Origin of the sequence: Pedobacter frigidisoli (assembly GCF_004331675.1) — a bacterium.
Classification (GTDB): Bacteria; Bacteroidota; Bacteroidia; order Sphingobacteriales; family Sphingobacteriaceae; genus Pedobacter; species Pedobacter frigidisoli.
The window spans coordinates 144,027-161,833 of record NZ_SJSN01000003.1 but is presented as its reverse complement, the minus strand read 5'-3'; the positions used below and the strand labels follow the sequence as shown (position 1 = coordinate 161,833).

The 17,807-nt window shown below is 38.3% G+C and carries 13 protein-coding genes; all 13 read left to right on the top strand.

What is annotated here, in order from left to right; genetic code table 11:
- Nucleotides 1-16: 16 nt before the first annotated feature.
- Complete coding sequence (locus EZ449_RS04925) at nucleotides 17-1,666, top strand: S8 family serine peptidase (protein ID WP_131556857.1); 1,650 nt, start codon at nucleotides 17-19, stop codon at nucleotides 1,664-1,666.
- Nucleotides 1,667-1,674: 8 nt separating this feature from the next.
- Complete coding sequence (locus EZ449_RS04920; RefSeq protein WP_131556856.1) at nucleotides 1,675-2,913, top strand: aspartyl protease family protein; 1,239 nt, start codon at nucleotides 1,675-1,677, stop codon at nucleotides 2,911-2,913.
- A 615-nt stretch (nucleotides 2,914-3,528) separates the two neighbouring features.
- The gene (locus tag EZ449_RS04915; RefSeq protein ID WP_165499698.1) at nucleotides 3,529-4,101 is read left to right on the top strand and encodes an RNA polymerase sigma-70 factor; all 573 of its coding nucleotides are present in this window, start codon (nucleotides 3,529-3,531) and stop codon (nucleotides 4,099-4,101) included.
- Between the two features lie 50 nt (nucleotides 4,102-4,151).
- Nucleotides 4,152-5,315, top strand: coding sequence for a FecR family protein (locus EZ449_RS04910; RefSeq protein ID WP_131556854.1), 1,164 nt, complete (start codon nucleotides 4,152-4,154; stop codon nucleotides 5,313-5,315).
- A 330-nt stretch (nucleotides 5,316-5,645) separates the two neighbouring features.
- Nucleotides 5,646-9,263: a SusC/RagA family TonB-linked outer membrane protein gene (locus tag EZ449_RS04905; protein ID WP_131556853.1), complete on the top strand. Its 3,618-nt coding sequence runs from the start codon at nucleotides 5,646-5,648 to the stop codon at nucleotides 9,261-9,263.
- 9 nt (nucleotides 9,264-9,272) lie between these two features.
- Nucleotides 9,273-10,733 (top strand): RagB/SusD family nutrient uptake outer membrane protein, encoded by a 1,461-nt coding sequence (locus EZ449_RS04900; protein ID WP_131556852.1) that lies wholly within the window; start codon nucleotides 9,273-9,275, stop codon nucleotides 10,731-10,733.
- A 91-nt stretch (nucleotides 10,734-10,824) separates the two neighbouring features.
- A complete protein-coding gene (locus EZ449_RS04895) occupies nucleotides 10,825-12,180 on the top strand; it encodes a zinc-binding metallopeptidase (RefSeq protein WP_131556851.1) in 1,356 nt (451 codons plus the stop codon).
- Between the two features lie 17 nt (nucleotides 12,181-12,197).
- Nucleotides 12,198-13,544 (top strand): DUF4302 domain-containing protein, encoded by a 1,347-nt coding sequence (locus tag EZ449_RS04890; protein ID WP_131556850.1) that lies wholly within the window; start codon nucleotides 12,198-12,200, stop codon nucleotides 13,542-13,544.
- Between the two features lie 641 nt (nucleotides 13,545-14,185).
- Nucleotides 14,186-14,935, top strand: coding sequence for a hypothetical protein (locus tag EZ449_RS04885; protein ID WP_131556849.1), 750 nt, complete (start codon nucleotides 14,186-14,188; stop codon nucleotides 14,933-14,935).
- A 103-nt stretch (nucleotides 14,936-15,038) separates the two neighbouring features.
- A complete protein-coding gene (locus tag EZ449_RS04880) occupies nucleotides 15,039-15,317 on the top strand; it encodes a helix-turn-helix domain-containing protein (RefSeq protein ID WP_131556848.1) in 279 nt (92 codons plus the stop codon).
- A 439-nt stretch (nucleotides 15,318-15,756) separates the two neighbouring features.
- On the top strand, nucleotides 15,757-16,116 hold the full coding sequence (locus EZ449_RS04875; protein WP_131556847.1) for a plasmid mobilization protein: 360 nt from the start codon (nucleotides 15,757-15,759) through the stop codon (nucleotides 16,114-16,116).
- Nucleotides 16,113-17,057: a relaxase/mobilization nuclease domain-containing protein gene (locus EZ449_RS04870; protein ID WP_131556846.1), complete on the top strand. Its 945-nt coding sequence runs from the start codon at nucleotides 16,113-16,115 to the stop codon at nucleotides 17,055-17,057. Before EZ449_RS04875 ends, EZ449_RS04870 begins: the two co-directional genes overlap by 4 nt.
- Nucleotides 17,058-17,078: 21 nt before the next feature.
- The gene (locus EZ449_RS04865; protein WP_131556845.1) at nucleotides 17,079-17,681 is read left to right on the top strand and encodes a hypothetical protein; all 603 of its coding nucleotides are present in this window, start codon (nucleotides 17,079-17,081) and stop codon (nucleotides 17,679-17,681) included.
- Nucleotides 17,682-17,807 lie beyond the last annotated feature (126 nt).

The window sequence follows — 17,807 nt, the reverse complement described above, 5'->3', positions numbered from 1 at the left end:
AAGAACCAAGATCAAGATGAAGTTTTCAAAACTATATATCACTTTAATACTAAGTACAGGCAATATTTTAAATGTCGATGCGCAGGTTGTTGTACCAACTCCAGGGATGGGAAATACGGCAACTGAAAAGCCAGGAAAGCCTGCTATACCGAAAAACTGGGAGCACCTTTCTTTTGGCAAAGACAGTGTTTATGGAGTAGAATTAAACAAAGCCTATATCGAGTTTCCAAAAGCTGCAAGCAAAAAGAAAATTATTGTAGCCATTATGGATTCTGGCATAGACACTGCACATGAAGATCTTAAAAATGTACTCTGGGTTAACAAAAAAGAAATTGCTGGAAATGGTAAGGATGATGACGGAAACGGCTATGTTGACGATGTACATGGATGGAATTTCTTGGGAACCAAAGATGGAAGGACCAATATTATTGCTACCAATTTAGAGGCGGATAGGGAATTTATGAAGCTTCGTGGGAAATATGAGGGTATTAACCTTCAAGACTACCTCAGCAATCCTATATATGTCTATTATAGGGCTGTCGTTACTAAATCGGCAATAGGTTCCAAAGAAAAGGCGGTAGAAATTGTTAAGGCGCTCGCTGCCGCAAATGAGGCTATTCTAAAACGCATGCAGGATGAGAATCCAAGCAAGATATTAAGGCTTTCGGATTACGTTGTTTTCAAACCAGCTGATAGCATGCAAGTATTTGCACACTCGGCCCTACTTACCGCAGTTGCCTTCAACAAGGTAAGCGATACTACACACCTGTTACCTTACGCCGCAAAGATGTTTGGCAATATGGTAGTTGCAAATGAGAAAGAATTTGAACAGGCCAAAATCAAGGGTAGGGACAACAGGGATTTAATGGACGATAAATCCAATGAAAACTCTACACGCTTTTACGGTAACAATGCCATCTTTTTGCCACATTCAGAACATGGTACGCACGTGAGTAGTATCATTGGTGCACAGCGTGGAAATGGATTAGGAACCGATGGCATAGCAGATAACGTAGAATTGATGATGATTAGGGTGGTGCCAGATGGTGACGAATACGACAAGGATATTGCCAACGGAATCCGCTATGCGGTTGATAACGGTGCAAAGATCATCAACATGAGCTTTGGAAAAACAATCTCTCCTGAAAAAAAATGGGTGGATGAGGCCATTAATTATGCGCAGAAGAAAGGCGTGCTAATTATTAAGGCTGCTGGAAATGATGCTACGGATCTTGACAAAACCACCTATTTTCCAAGCGCACTGATGCTGGACAGAACTATGGCTAATAATTTGGTAATGGTAGGGGCTTCAACACCAGAAGGAAAGGCTGCCAGCTTTAGCAACTACGGCAAAAGTACAGTTGATCTTTTTGCTCCTGGAACTGAGATTTATGCCGCGGTTCCGGGCAATAAATATGCGAACAAACAGGGGACGAGTATGGCCTGTCCGGTTACCGCAGGTGTAGCGGCGATGGTTTGGTCACGTTTTCCAAGGCTAACTTACCTACAGTTAAAGGATATACTGTTAAAATCTGTAACCAAGGTTTCGGGAACTACCCAGTTGCCTGGAGGAGGAAAGAGTACAATCGTTCCTTTTAGTTCTCTTTCTGCAACAGGTGGTATTGTAAATGCTGTTGAGGCTTTACGACTTGCCAAAAGCTATTAAAAGAACTGATGAAGCATTTTATTTTTAGCCTTCTGCTTTTAGTGCTTTTCCTCACAAGTATTGCACAACAGTCGCCATTGAAAAAGATTGATATTCCTTTACACAGGGACAGCATTCGGTTTCAGGTTGTAAATGACATGATTATCGTGAATGTGGAGGTTGCTGGTAAGGTCCGTAATTTTCTGCTTGACTCTGCTGCGCCTACACTAATTTCACAGGAATTACAAAAAGAATTATGCCTTGGTATAACAGATAGCCGTAGCATAACCGATGCAGGGAATACAACCAGCCAAATGGAACGGGGAATATTGCCTCTTCTAGAAATAGGGAATTCGAAAGTTACAAACCTGCCTGTCGTATTTTTCGATATGAGCAAAATAGAGCAATTGGCCTGTTTAAATATTCAAGGCTTTCTTGGTTTTGATGCCTTTGAATCAACAATGCTTCAGATAGATGTTAAAAATAGAAAACTTTTAATTGCCGATAAGCTAGGGAAGATTACCCCCGATGAAAGGTTTGGCCACGGAATGAAGGTTTTAGCAGGGCAGAATGCGGTACTTTTGCCTGTAAAGTTTGACAAGGTCTTCGTTGAGGATGCATTATTTGATACGGGCATGAATGCTTCATTATACAGTGTAGCAAAAAAGACAATCGATTATGTGGCACACACTACATCTCTTGACAAATTTGTGGGAGCTCGGGGTTATGGAGCTAGCTTGAAAGTTGCTTCAGGAACGGAAAATGAGAGTAAAAAAACAATGCTGGCTTTTGATGAGATGTATATCGGGCAATTTAAAATCAGCCAACCAATTGTTGCAAGTGCGAACCAGCCCTATTCACTTCTGGGCGTCAAGTTTCTAAAATTTGGCAAAATTACATTTGATTTTAGCGTCGAACGATATTATTTTGAACCCTATGAAAAGATGAACAAAGCAGAACCGATTAAATCGACTGGTTTTGAATTTAGGTTTGAAAAGAATGAATTTTTAGTAGGTGTGGTGTGGAAGGATTCACCAGCAGAAAAGTTTGGCCTACGGCCTGGATTCAAATTATTGGAATATGGAAACAACAATCTAGAAAAGTTAACCGCAGATCAGGTCTGCAGTATTATGGGAATGAACTTTTCCCATGCTGAAAAAAAAGAAAAAGATACCCTCTATGTTAAATTTATAGATGATGATGGAATAATTAAAGAGTTAGAGTTGCCAGTGGTTGATATCCGTAGTTTCAAAGGTAAAACTAAATAGAAAATTTTAAGGTGATTATAATAACAGTTATAGTTAGTTGATGAAAAGCCGGTGTATGCCGGCTTTTAAATTTCACTATTGAAGCGGTATATTTCCCCTTCATTATGATTGTTTTTTATATTACCTATGTATAAAAAGATAACGTTTTTTTAAATTTGTCAAGAAATGTTTAGTTTATCTGTTTCCTCTGATGTGGGGATATTGACAGTCAGGGCACATATGTCCCTTGTGGAAAAAGTTATTTGGACAAGAGCTATGTGTTTTGGCTATTGCAAATTTTTATCCATTTGTAAATATTAACCAAAATCAAGAATCTTAAAAAAGCATTTGTTTAAAGGGTACCCTTAGTAGATATAATTATTTTAACACTTTAAATAGACTTGAAATACTAAGTTATCCTGGCGTGATATCAAAAAGGCTACTAAAAAGACAAAGTAGAGGTTGTCTTAAAAATGAACATTAACGATTAAAAAATATAGCATTAATAAACAGTATGTTTACGTATTAATACTAATATCTTTTTTTGGCGATCCCTAACCAAGAAAAGATAGTCACAATAGTATTGGCGATGGGAAGTGTATGGTTTTTAAAAACATTGAAAACGAACGAGTACTATTGAAAGAGATCTCTGAAGGGAATGAAAGATCTTTTTCAGTTCTTTTTTTTAATTATCTTCCAATATTACAGTCTTTCGCCTTAAAGTTTACCAAGTCTGAAACGGCCTCTGAAGAGATTATCCAAGATGCTTTTTTAAGGGTTTGGCTGCACCGTGAAAAGTTGGAGCATGTCGATAATGTTAAGGCTTATCTCTACAAGTTTGTATCAAATGAGTGTCTAGGGTTTCTCCGAAAAACAATTAAAGAGGGGAGAATAATAGATTCGGCTCGATTAAACCAACCGGTAAGCGATAACAACACGTCAGATTCTATCCAACTGAATGAAGTTGTTCGCATAATTAATGATGCGGTTAATAAACTCCCAAGTCAGAGAAAGAAAATCTATAACCTAAGCAGATCTGAAGGGAAAACGATTCCAGAAATCGCAAACATTTTAAATCTTTCACCAAATACAGTTAAAAACACCTTGATATCAAGCCTAAAATCAATTAGGAATCATCTTAATAAGAGCGGAATTGAGGTAAATGTCTTGGTTTTTATCATGATTTTAGAAATATTCGAAAATAAATAAATTATTGATAGTCCTAAAGTGCTATTTCTGTTTCTTAGTATCAGAACCGCATGGAAAAAAAGATAAGTTATCTGTTAAATCAGTTTGAAAAAGGAACCATTAGTGAATCCGAAAAAGAAGAACTAGGGTTCTTTGTTAATTCTGACCCAGTAAGTGTTGCGAATGTAATCCAAGAACTTATCATCAAGGAAGAGGGCAGTTCAAATTTTAGGATGGAAGATAAATGGGAAACTGTATTATCCGATATATTGTCATCAGATAGACCGCGGTTAAAAGGAAACCTCAAATTATTTTTCATCATCCGCTGGACGGCTGCAGCTGTCATTTTAATTGCGGTCTCTTCCACGTTTTATTCCAAAATAAATAGAAACAAGAGGCATGTCTTTGCGACAGATTTCTCCCCAGGCAGTAACAAGGCTATTTTAACCTTAGCTAACGGAAGTAAGATATCCTTAACAGATGCAGCAAACGGAAATATCGCAAATCAGGAAGGGGTAACAATTTCAAAGACCGCTAGTGGCCAACTGGTTTACGGCATTTCGAATGTTAATGAAAAGGGAAATCAAAACAAAACAAATACCATTTCTACACCCAATGGAGGTGAGTGGCAGCTGAGGCTGCCAGATGGAACGATGGTATGGTTAAATGCGGCTTCATCATTAACTTATCCATCCACTTTTGCAGGATCAAAGCACAGACGTGTAGAATTAAATGGCGAAGCATATTTTGAGGTGTCAAAGGATAAGCTTCATCCCTTTATTGTCCATACGGTGAAACAAGACGTCGAAGTTCTTGGTACATATTTCAACATTAATAGCTATTCCGATGAGGACCTGACCAAAACCACACTTATGGAGGGACGTGTCAGAGTTACCAAAAATGATAATCAGAAAAGTCAGATGCTTTCTCCTGGCATGCAATCCACCATATCCGAAAAGGAAATAACAGTTAGAACTGTAGATGTTGAGGAATCAATAGCCTGGAAGAAGGGTTATTTTATGTTTATTAATGAGAGACAGGAAAGCATACTACGAAAGATTTCCAGGTGGTATGATGTCAAAATCGAATATGCCGATGAGGCAGCAAAAGATGTGGTGTATTATGGGACGGTAAGCCGTTTCGACAAAATATCAAAAATCCTTGAGAAATTTGAGCATACAGGCGAGGTACGTTTTGAAATCAAGGGAAGAAAGATTATAGTATATAAAAAGTAGCCTAATCAGGAACCAACCAATCCTGATCTATTAAATAAAGTCAAAAATTACAAGCTTCAACTAAACCATACATGAGAAAACTTCAACTAAACTGTTAGCCTTTAGGTTAGGCAAAAGAAAAGGAGTGCTACTAACACCCCTTTCGCTATCTGTTTAACCTCCGGCAAGCCGGCATCGATCAAAATCAATTATTTCTTGGATTCACCGCGTAGTACTTATTAGTGCTTAAACAAAGTAGTGCTACGCTTAAAAACAGATTATTAAATGTACAAAATTTATTCTAAAATTTTATGTACGCATACTCGCTGCATACCAAAATGGTTATTAATTATGAAGTTGATTACGGTCATATTGCTTGCCTCGCTTGTGCAGGTAAGCGCGAACACTTTTGGTCAACTAGTTACATTAAAGGAAAAAAATGTAACACTGGAAAGGGTATTTAAGGAAATCAGAAAGCAGGCCGGTTATGATGTCCTATTGTCATCGGATAAGGTCAAAACAACTGCAACAATTGATGTTGATTTTAAAAACTCATCGATTGAGGAAGTGATGGCGAGGCTTCTCCTAGGCAGGAACCTTATTTTTACAATTGAGGATAAAACCATACTGATCAAGCCAAGGCAAAAGTCTGCCATAGATGCTGTAATAGATTACTTTTTGCGTGTGAAGCTTACCGGTAAGGTTACTGATAAGAGTGGCGGTATAATGCCGGGGGTGAGTGTCCGAGAAAAGGGCATAGCCAATGCAGTATCTACCAACGAAAGTGGAGAATTCTCTATTGTTGTTAAAGAGGGTGCAATATTGGCATTTAGTTCCATCGGCTATAAGACGCTTGAGGTTCCAATAAATGGCTTGACCATTATCAATGTCTCCCTTGAGGAAGATGCAAGTCAGCTAAAGGATGTCAATGTTGTTTCTACCGGATACCAAGATCTCAATAAAAAACTATTTACTGGAGCTGCCACAAGCTTAAAGGCTTCCGATGTTAAGCGTGACGGGGTAACAGACATTAGCAGAATGCTCGAGGGGAGGGTAGCAGGGGTCTCTGTTCAGAATGTTTCTGGCACATTTGGTGCAGCACCAAAAATCAGGGTGCGCGGGGCTACCTCCATTTCTGGAGATAATAAGCCGTTATGGGTTGTAGATGGCATCATCTTGGAGGACATCGTCAATATTTCGAATGATCAACTCTCCACAGGAGACCCGTCAACACTAATTGGCTCTTCAGTTGCAGGTTTGAATCCAGATGATATCGAGAGCTTCAATATTTTGAAAGATGCTGCGGCAACCGCTCAGTATGGTGCAAGAGCAATGAACGGTGTGGTTATTATTACCACTAAAAAAGGCAAGAATACAAATGGAAACCCAGTAGTTACCTACACGGGCAACTTTTCAACTTATATGAAGCCGTCTTATGATAATTTCGATATTCTAAATTCTGCTGATCAGGTAAACGTGTATCTGGAAATGAAAAACAAGGGATGGCTAAATCATGCGAACTCCTCACGAAGCGCAAATGGCGGCATTTTTACCAAGATGTACAATGCGATGTACACTTATGATCCTGTTACCGGGAGCTACACCCTGAAAAACGATGTGCCAAGTGAGAAAGCGTTCTTAACACGTTATGCCAATGCCAATACCGACTGGTTCGATGTTCTATTTAAGCAATCTTTTATGCAGGAACATGCTATTGGCATCTCTGCAGGAAGTAAACGGTCAAAGATATATGCCTCGACTAGTTACCTTCAGGACAATGGATGGACAGTTGCCGATAATGTAAAACGCTTTACAGGAAATATTCGGGCAAACTTTGATATTAATGACCGATTGAGCATTGAGTTGATCACCCAAGGATCTGTTCGCCAACAACAAACACCAGGTACATTGGGAAGAAATGGTAATCCTGTTTTTGGCACCTACGATCGTGACTTTGATATTAACCCATTTAATTATGCGCTAAATACAAGTAGAGCACTAACACCTTTTGATGCAAATGGCAAAAGAGAGTTCTTTACTCAAAACTATGCGCCTTTTAATATTCTAAATGAACTCGAAAATAATACCTTAGACTTAAGTATTATTGATTTCAAGGTTCAGGGGGGACTTAAGTATAAGCTAACCAAGGATCTAAAATATTCATTTGATGGCGCATACAGGTTTGCGAAAACCACTCAAGAACATAAGGTAACTGGGTCATCTAACATGGCCGAAGCTTACCGCGCTGGTATTAATCCAAATGACGCAACGATAAGGAACGCAAATAAATTCTTGTACAGGAATCCAGATGATCCTAATGCACTACCGGTTACGGTTTTGCCTTATGGGGGATTTTATAATACAAATGATGATAACATTACCAATTACTATGTCCGCAATAGCTTGGAATATGATAAGACGATCAATGAGGATCATTTGATTAACTTTTTTGCTGCACAGGAGATGCGTTATATCAATCGCCAGAACAAGATATTTAATGGATACGGATACCAATACGATAAAGGCGGGGTTCCCTTTATTGATCCAAACATCGTTAAAAAGGACGTAGAAGCGAGTTTTGATTATTATAGCATGGGCTATCGCTATGAACGATATCTGAATTATTCACTAAGGGGAGCCTATTCCTACAAGGGAAAATATAGCATTAATGCAACAGGTAGATACGATGGATCCAACCTCTTAGGAGAATCACCAACGGCAAGGTGGTTGCCAACTTGGAATATTTCAGGTGCCTGGAACCTCGATACTGAAAAATTTATGCAAGGCGAACAAATCCAGAAGATTTTTAGCCGTGCATCTTTGAGGGCAACCTATGGCTTAGTTGCGAGCATGGGTACAGCGCAGAATTCGAGTCAGGTACTACGAAGCATGGGTGCCCTTAGGCCATTTATTTCAGAGAAGGAAACCAAGTTATATATAGATGGGCTGGAGAATTCAGAATTAACTTTTGAGAAGCTTAACGAACTGAACATCGGTTTAGATCTAGGTTTATTTGGTAACCGCATAACCTTAACCATTGATGCCTATAGAAGGAAAAGCTTTGACCTGATTGGCGCTTTTACCACTTCGGGAATTGGTGGGGAATCAGTTAAGCTTGCCAATTATGCTGATATGAAATCAAGCGGTATTGAGGCTTCACTTGGTGCCATTGTAGTTAAATCAACTAACTTTAATTGGGCAACGCAATTAATATTTGCGCACAATACAAATAAGATTACCAACCTTAAAAATCTACCCCTAATTTATGGGTTGACCGGGGCTGACGGAGGTGCGGTTGAAGGTTACTCACAAAGAGGATTATTTTCACTTGACTTCCAGGGCTTGAGCCAATCAAATGGGTCGCCAAGATTTATCAATGACCTTGGTATAATTAGTGGTGATGTTAACCTGCAAAGCAGCATAATCAAATACTTAAAATATGAAGGTCCGATTGACCCTACCTATACAGGTGGTTTCTCCAATAACTTTAAGTATAAGAACTTCACTCTGTCTACACTGATCACTTTTGCAGCAGGTAATAAGGTAAGGTTAACGCCAGCCTTTAAAACAAGATATTCTGATCTGGATGCAATGCCCAGTGCTTTTTTAAGACGCTGGGAACTTCCAGGTGATGAACTTAAAACAAATATACCATCAATTCTTGATGTGGACCAAGCACTTCTTTTTCAAACAAATTATGCCTACAACAACTATAATTATTCTACAGAAAGGGTAGCTGATGGTGGATTTGTTAGAATGAAACAGATCATACTGGGTTATGCAATACCACTTAAATACACCAAGGTTTTGGGCGTAACCAATTCATCGATCAGTATAGTGGGAAACAATTTATTTCTCATTTATTCAGATAGCAAACTAAATGGTCAAGATCCAGAATTCTTTGGCTCTGGTGGCGTAGCATTGCCAATTCCCCGCCAATTTACACTATCACTTAAAATGGGCTTTTAAACAAAAATCATGAGAAAATTATATATACTTATTTCTGCGCTTATACTGATAAGCACCGCTGGATGTAAAAAATTCTTGGAACAGGCGCCAGATCAACGTGCCGACCTCAATACGGTTGAGAAAGTTGCCAATCTATTAACAAGTGCCTATCCAGAAGCAAACTATATCGGGTTTACGGAAAACTCATCCGATAATGCGGAGGATAAAGGACCTGCAATTGGAACCGAGGAACGAGATTTTGTGTTACCGTACTTTTGGAAAGACAATGACATCGATTTTCAAGACTCCCCTACCTTTTATTGGAATGCATGTTATCGTGCAATCGCCTCAGCGAATGCTGCCTTAGTGGCAATAGAGCAAGCTGAGGATAAATCTGCCTATCTTCCATACAAGGGAGAAGCCTTATTAGCCCGAGCCTACGCCCATTTTATGTTAGTCGCGTTATATTCAAAAACTTATGACCCAACAGGTGCGAATACCTCTCCCGGCATACCGTATGTAACCATACCAGAAAAAGTGGTGGTAGCACAATATGATAGGGGAACTGTAGCCTCGGTATATACTGCTATCCAAAAAGACCTGCTTGAGGGATTGCCACTATTAAGGAATACGGCTTACAAAGTGCCTAAATATCATTTTACTGTGGAGGCTGCTAATGCTTTTGCTGCAAGATTTTTTCTGTTTAAAAAGGAATACGATAAGGTAATTCAATATGTATCTGCGATCTCGCCTAACGGGTTTGCTGATGTAATAAGACCATGGAATTCAAGATATTATGCTTATACGTTTGGCGAGATGACACTTAATTTTACCAAAGCAACAGAGCCGTCCACCTTATTGCTAATTGAAACAGCCTCTTTCTATGCCAGGAATTATCAACCCAGGTATGGTTTCGGTCAGTCCTTAAATAATCAAATGTATGCAACCAATGTTACTGGCGGAGCGTGGGCTTATAAGTCTGGATATTACGTTAAGCCACCACATTATTCTACTTTTAAGTGGAATGAATATTTTGTGCTGAATAATCCAAATGCCACCATCGGACGGCCATATGCAATTGTTCCGGTATTGACTACAGATGAGGCACTTTTAAATCGGGCTGAGGCTTACGCATCAACTGGGCAAAATGCTTTGGCGCTACAAGACCTCGATGTATTCTGTAGCACTAGGATATACAAATACAATTCATCATCCAACAAGCTGAGCCTAGCCAAAATTGCTGCATTCTATAAAACTACAGATGTAAAGGAGGGATTAATAGCAACGATTTTAGATTTTAAGAAAAAGGAGTTTACGCAAGAAGGATTAAGATGGTTCGATATGTTGAGGTATAAACTCCCCGTTAATCACAGGGTTGTCGCTAATGATGAAAGCTCAACCACGATTACATTAAGTGCTGATGATCCAAGAAGGTTATTTCAGCTCCCTGTTCAGGTGATCCTATCCGGTATTCAACAAAACCCTAGATAATTATTGAGATCAGCCACAATAGTCTCTGATCACACAGTGTATTAATAAAAGTTATGATGGTTGCATCAATCCTAAATAAAGACATATAAAGATGAAAAAAATATTTCAATTTGGTTCTGTGATACTCATTTTACTCACAGCTCTCACCGCATGCAAAAAAGAGGAAGCCTTAAACGCCAATCTAGATCTTATAGATCAAAATATGATTACGAATAAAACGGCGATAGACCTTTGGCTGGATGACAATTTCCTAAATCCTTATAATATAGAAACAAAGTATCGGTTTGATCGCTTCGATTATGATTATGGGAGATACCTTACCCCGCCAAAAGAGAACTTGGTTATTTCTGCTATGGAGACGGTAAGGGATTTGTGGATAAGGCCTTTCGAAGTCGCCGGTGGTGCAGATTTTATTAAGCTCCATTCCCCAAAACAATTTGTTCTGGCTGGTAATGCAGAGTTCAATTCAGATGGATCGATAACCTTGGGTACCGCAGAGGGAGGACGTAAAGTTGTACTATATGTTATCAATAGTTTCAACAAGGGGAACTTGGCGTCGGTTAAACAGCTCATTCAGGTTATTCAACATGAATATACACATATCCTAAACCAAACGGTGGACATTCAACCAGACTACCAACTTGTGTCCAAGGGAGGTTATGACGCTAACTGGACCCAGCGAACCTTAGCTGAGGCACGCTCTTTGGGATTTATCACGCAGTATGCAAGGGTTTCGCCACTAGAGGACTTTGCCGAGCAAGCCTCAAACATGCTCATGATGGGCCGTGTAAAGTATAACCAGATAGTCGCCTTAGCTCCAGTGGATGCACAGTTAAAGTTCAAGCAAAAGGAACAATTTGTTGTAAATTATTATAAGGCAGCTTTTAACATCAATTTCTATCAGCTGCAAACCGAAGTACAGAAACAGCTCTATAAGATTTTCCCACCACAATTATATCAGATGATTGGCCCGGATGTAGGATATACTAAGCTTTATGCCAATCCGGCTACGGACCCCAAACAGTCTCCTGAATTTTTGCAACTCTGGAAAGATGCTGTCTTAGCTGAACTCAACAATAACGGATTTGCGATCGAGGATATGACCATGTTCTTTAAGTCCCGAACCCTTATGACCATTCGTTACCGCCTCACGATAAGAACTGTTGTTTATGAGCCTGAAATAGATTTTGATATTGATATAAATCCCAACACCGGCATTACTACTTTTAAGGAAAAGGCGATTCAACAGGCAGATACGAATCATGGTTTTATGCAGTACTTTAAATCAGATTTCGTTGGTATCCATGCCTATCTACAAAACAATCGTTTCAAGGCTGATTGGATCAATCAGATTATTCCTGGAGAAATTGCCAATGTAGGGTCATTAGGTGCTTTTTATAAGGTAAGTGATCCAAGTTCTTATTTCTACGGGTTAATGGGGCAATAACGTTTAAACTAAACAAAATGAAAAAATTAATCACATATATAATACTTTTGTCTGCCTTGCTAACTGGCTGTGAAAAGAAAGAGCTTTTGATCGATGGTCTAAAGCCCGAAACCCGTATTACTGATGCTTTGGAGGCACACTATGATATGCTTAAAGGAAGTACGTATGGCTGGAAAGCCACCTACTACCCAAGGGTATATGGAGGTGACGATCCTTATGCAAACTCATTATACAGTATGGGATATTCATTCCATATTAGCTTTAATGATAAAAATAGGGTAACGATGCTATCTGACCTTTCTCCAGATGCAGCAACTAAAAGCACCGAGAGCTCTTATCGAATAAAGGCAGCACAAAATTTGGTGCTTTACTTTGATACTTTTGGTTATATTCCCACATTACATAGTACGCTACCGTTTTTTGATGTGGATTTTACTTTCGATAAGGTCCTAGGCGACACAATTAAAATGACAGGACAGATTTCGCAAAGTAAGCTGGTTCTGGTAAAGGCTACACAGGCTGAGCAAACGGCCTACAATTCAAAAGGCTTGTTAAATATTATTACAGCAAGTAATGCCTATCTGGAGGTAAATAAAAAACTCTTCTTCCAATTAGAAGATGGTACAAAGACACAAATTAAGCTAGATTATACAACCAAAGCGATTTCTTTTGCCTGGGTTGAAAATGGTGAACTTAAAAACATAGCTACGAAATACACCTATTCTACAACTGGGCTATTGCTAAAAGAACCAATTTCATTTAAGGGAAAGCCCATTTCTGAATTGATATGGGATCCTGTTAAGAAGTTGTATTACATTAGTTTGGACGCCGTACGTACTGAGTTAGCGCCTTTCATCTTACCACTTTTTTCTTTATACCAGGAGATGTCATACAATCGGTTAAGGGTGATCGCGCCCGATGCAACCACTTATCCGGGTTGGGGAATAGATTTTGAGCAAAGAAGGGCCGCAATAGTGCCACCACTACTAGCCATACCTTTTTATAATTTTAGACTTGGGGCTCTTTACTTTAATCTAAAAGCAGAAAACAAGACATTGATTTTGTTAGCTGATGTTTACACGGGGCCAAACCGTTATCAAATGGGTTTTTACTATACATATACCGTTTCGTCAACTGGCCTCCTAAAATTTACCTTAATGCCTATCCAGCCTATTACTAATGAGAGCGTAAATGCGGGCTTTACCGGAAAAATTGCTGATCCATTGATAACTGAGCGTTTCGGTTCAGATCAATTTACGGTAGACTATCTTAATCATCCTGTCTCTGGAGCGTTACTGGGTCAGCTGAAAAGCGTAGAACATCCCACCTTTACAGTAAGTGGAACTCTCGTTTATCTTCCCTAAAATCATGAAGCTAGATATGTCATATTTCTCTTATATTCAAGGTAAAATATCAATGACAAGGTATATGCAAAACAATGGAACCTGCTTAATAGGTTTATCAATATCCACAAGGAGCATTGGTAATAACAGAATTAACTAAAACACCTGAGAGATTAATATTTTTGGTGGCTTAACATTAATGCCCTCAATAGGTCAAAGCTTTTGAGGGCATTTGGTATATTGAGGTTTTTATTTTTACTGATATAGCTTTCAAACTTTCTTAAGTATGAAAGTCAGTTCCCAGATCTGTATGTAAGCTTATTTGGAAATTATTTTTATTTTTCAATATATGTTTCATAAGTGCCATATGTATACTTCAGGATGGGTAGTCATATTATGTCGGAAACTAGAGTTGAATTTTTCCATGAAAATAATTAACTCAAAATTTTGATTATTAGTAAAAATCAATGTAAGAAAACGATTGATTATTGATGTAATACGCAAGATTTGTTTTAACAAACCATACAGTTGGTATTAGAAGCCACACATGTAGAACAAAAATAAATTGCCATGGCTAGTATTTTAAAGTTTTTCAAAAGTATTCGTCAAGTTCCCATTTCTACATTTAATGTTTAATTTAGATTATACAGTAGAATTATTTTATGATAGAATATTTCAAATTTAGAGATCCATTTGATAAAAGCCCGCACAAGTATGAGATCGGTAATCCAATTAAGTTTGACAGGAAAAAAGGAGATAATTTTTTCTTCAAAAAATTCTTCAGCCTTGAATTTGGAGAATATGCAGAATACTATCAATTCCACCTTGGTTGGTTTGTTTCTTATAACAATTTGAATACTGAAAAGGAATTTTTTACGCATGTTTTAGATAAAATTGAAGATCAAATTGCCCATTACCATAAAAAAAATATAACGGCATTAGATACAATTAAAAGCCTCGAAGCCTTAAGGAAATTCAAGGATATTCTTGTGCGGTTCGATAAATGGCATATTAAAAAGAGCTTGGAAATAGTTGTTTCTGAACAGGATATAGAGATATTAAGACTTAAGCAAGAAATTTTACTATTAAAGGGTCAAATTAAATCCCTAAACCGTTACGAGTCGGATCAGAAAATAAGACTTCTAGACGGTAATTTACCACAGTTAATAGATTTGATAAAGCAGATTCAGAATCTCCAAACACCTGATGGAAAAAAATTAGCTAGCTCACAGTCCCAAAGCCCGTGGTATAAGATGATTGCCAGATACTTTCAACATGGAGAAAGCGAAATCTCTCTTGAAACCCTTAGGAATTACTTTCCCGCTAATAAAACTGGAAAGCTGATTAAAGGCTCTGATGTATCAGAATCCAACAAACTCTTCAAAATTATACCTGTTAATCCAAAACCCTAGATCAAAACACGTTTCATTTGACCAAAGCAAACAACTGGTCATATAAAATGCTATTTTCTGATTCAATTTTGTGCTGGCAATGTCGCCAAACTAATTGAATCTTATGTCTATAGAAATTATGACCAAATCTGATTTGATGGATTTCAAATCAGATCTATTTAAAGAACTTAAAGCATTTCTGGCTCCAGAAAAACCGACCGATAAAAAATGGCTTCGTAGCAATGAAGTCAGAAAATTATTGGGCATATCCACCGGAACCCTTCAAACCCTTAGAAATAATGGAACGCTAAGTTTTACCAAAATTGGTGGAACCATGTATTACAGCGTGGAGGAGATTAATAAGGTTTTGCAGTTTCCAAAAAACCCAAATATTCTGAGATGAGAATGGTTACACCACTATCAGTTTTCCTGTGCAAGGCAGCGGAAGACCATGTAATTTCGCCCTTACATATCAGCCTCTTCACATCAATCGTACAGTGCTGGGCCAGTGGTGGAATGATGAATCCAATTGTTGTCACCAGAAAAAAGCTAATGAGAATTTCAAAGATCAGATCAACCAGCACTTACCATAAGTGTATTAAGGATTTATGCCGGTCCGGTTATATTAATTATCTGCCGTCTTTCAATCCTTCTGGGAGTCTGATTTTTTTAAATAAATAACGTTTTATCAACCTATATTCTGCGACGGATTTTCTAAAAAACTTTGAGGGAGCAAGTTTATGTTTTTGCTATACAAAAACCTTTTTCGCTCTGGCGAAAAAGAACTTGCCTTTTTACTCCCGGTGGTCGCAAAAAGTAGGTGAAGAAAAATTAGAACCCTGATGGAAGAACTATTTAGTGCCGGAAAGTCCAAGGGAGGCAGACCGGTAAAGAAGATAAAACGAGAAAAGATTATTATGGTGAGATTGAGCAAAACGGATCATTTTATCATTGAGGGAAAGGCTAATAAGGCTGGAATTAAAATCAGTGATTGGTTTCGCCAGGCGGCTAAAGCGGGAAAGGTTTCACCGAGAATAAGTCCTGAGGATTTAAGGGTATTCAGGATACTCGCTGGAATGGCAAACAACCTGAACCAACTCACCAAGCTTTCTCATGAGCAAGGACTATTGGTGTTCCAGAAAAAATGTAGGGAGTTAATAGGTGAGATACATGAATTGATTGCTAAGTATTTCAGGGAATGATAGGAAAAGTTGTAATTGGAAAAAGCTTTGGTGGTTGTGTTCGTTATGTGGTAAATAAGAAAGATGCAGAGATTCTTCATGGGGATGGGATCAGGATGGATAATCCATCCCTCATTGTAAGGGATTTTGATTTGCAAAGAAAAATGAATCCGGAGCTTTCAAAAGCTGTAGCCCATACTTCTCTTAGCTGGAGCGAAGTTGATAGAGTTAAATTGAGTAATGAAAATATGTTGGCAATGGCGATGGAATATTTGAAACTCATGGGCATAAGAAATACGCAGTTTCTTGTTGTCCGCCATAACGATAACCATCATCCCCACTTACACATAATTTATAATCGTGTGGATAATGATGGAAAGACAATCTCCGATCAGTTCCAGTTCAAAAAAAACGTTGCGGCTTGCAAGGACATAACCATAAAGCATGGGTTATTTATGGCAAAGGATAGAGACAAAGTTAACAGAAAGGCACTTAAAGGGAGCGATAAGATCCGGTATCAGCTTTTTGACCAAATTAAATTAGCGCAAAAAAGCAGCGAAAACTGGAAGAACTTTGGAAATAAACTATCCAATGCCGGTATTGAAATGGTTTTCAAATATAAGAACGGTGGCAACGAAATACAGGGCATTTCATTCAAGAGCGGAGAATATATTTTTAAAGGTTCAGAAATTGACAGATCACTCAGTTATGGTAAGCTCAATGCCTTTTTTCAGGATATATCTGTTCAACAGGATTCTACCAAAACAAGCTTGCCAGAAAGGGAATTTAGTGAAAGTTCTCTTGGTAAGGAGAAGTATACTGAATCGTCCAAACTGACTGATATATTGGAAATTCTGTTTACGCCGACGTTCTCACCAATCCACGCTGAACCGGAGCCGAGAAAAAAGAAAAAAAGAGGAACCGGTTATGATGAAGAACAAAGCCAGGGAAGAGGTAGGTAATTAAAAATTAAATGCAATCTAATGGAAAAGATAAATGAAAAATTAGAAAATATAGAAGAGATCATGGATCTGCTTATTGGTCAGATGAAATCCCACGATGAAAAGCTATCAGTTATCATCGAGCAACAGCATTCCCAAGCCGATGATAAGACTACAATAACTACGCCTGATGGAGAATTAATGCCTTCTATTGAGGAACTTAATAAATTCGCAGTTTCGATGAATGAGTTAAAGGAGAAAATTGAGCACTTACCCAAGGCATTTAAACTAAAGCATCAATACGAAATAAACTCAAAGTTCTATTTTACTGGTGCTATAATTATTTTTCTTGTTGTTGCAATTTCTTTAGGGAGTTCCATTTCTTTAATTTTCAGGAACGGCGAGCTCGAAACCGAATCAGATAAATTTAAGGTGATACGCGGTGCCTACCCAGAGCTCGCCATTGAAATTGACGGGCATTATCTGAAAGACAAAGAGAACCTGATAAAAAACGCTGATCTCCAAATACATCAACATAAGGTATTAGTTGAGGCAAGCCTAAAGGAAGCCCAGGCAAAGAAAGATTATGAAAGCGCCAGGCAAGCAAAAAAAAGTTTGAAGGATAAGCAGAAAAAAGCTAATTGATAATTCACCCACCACGCATTTGTGGCCTGCAAACCCTGCCGCTCAATATCCACCCTCAAGTTTGCTTTTTACATCTACGAAAAAAATCCTGCCCATTCTAAAATTCCAGAATGGACAGGCATTTGG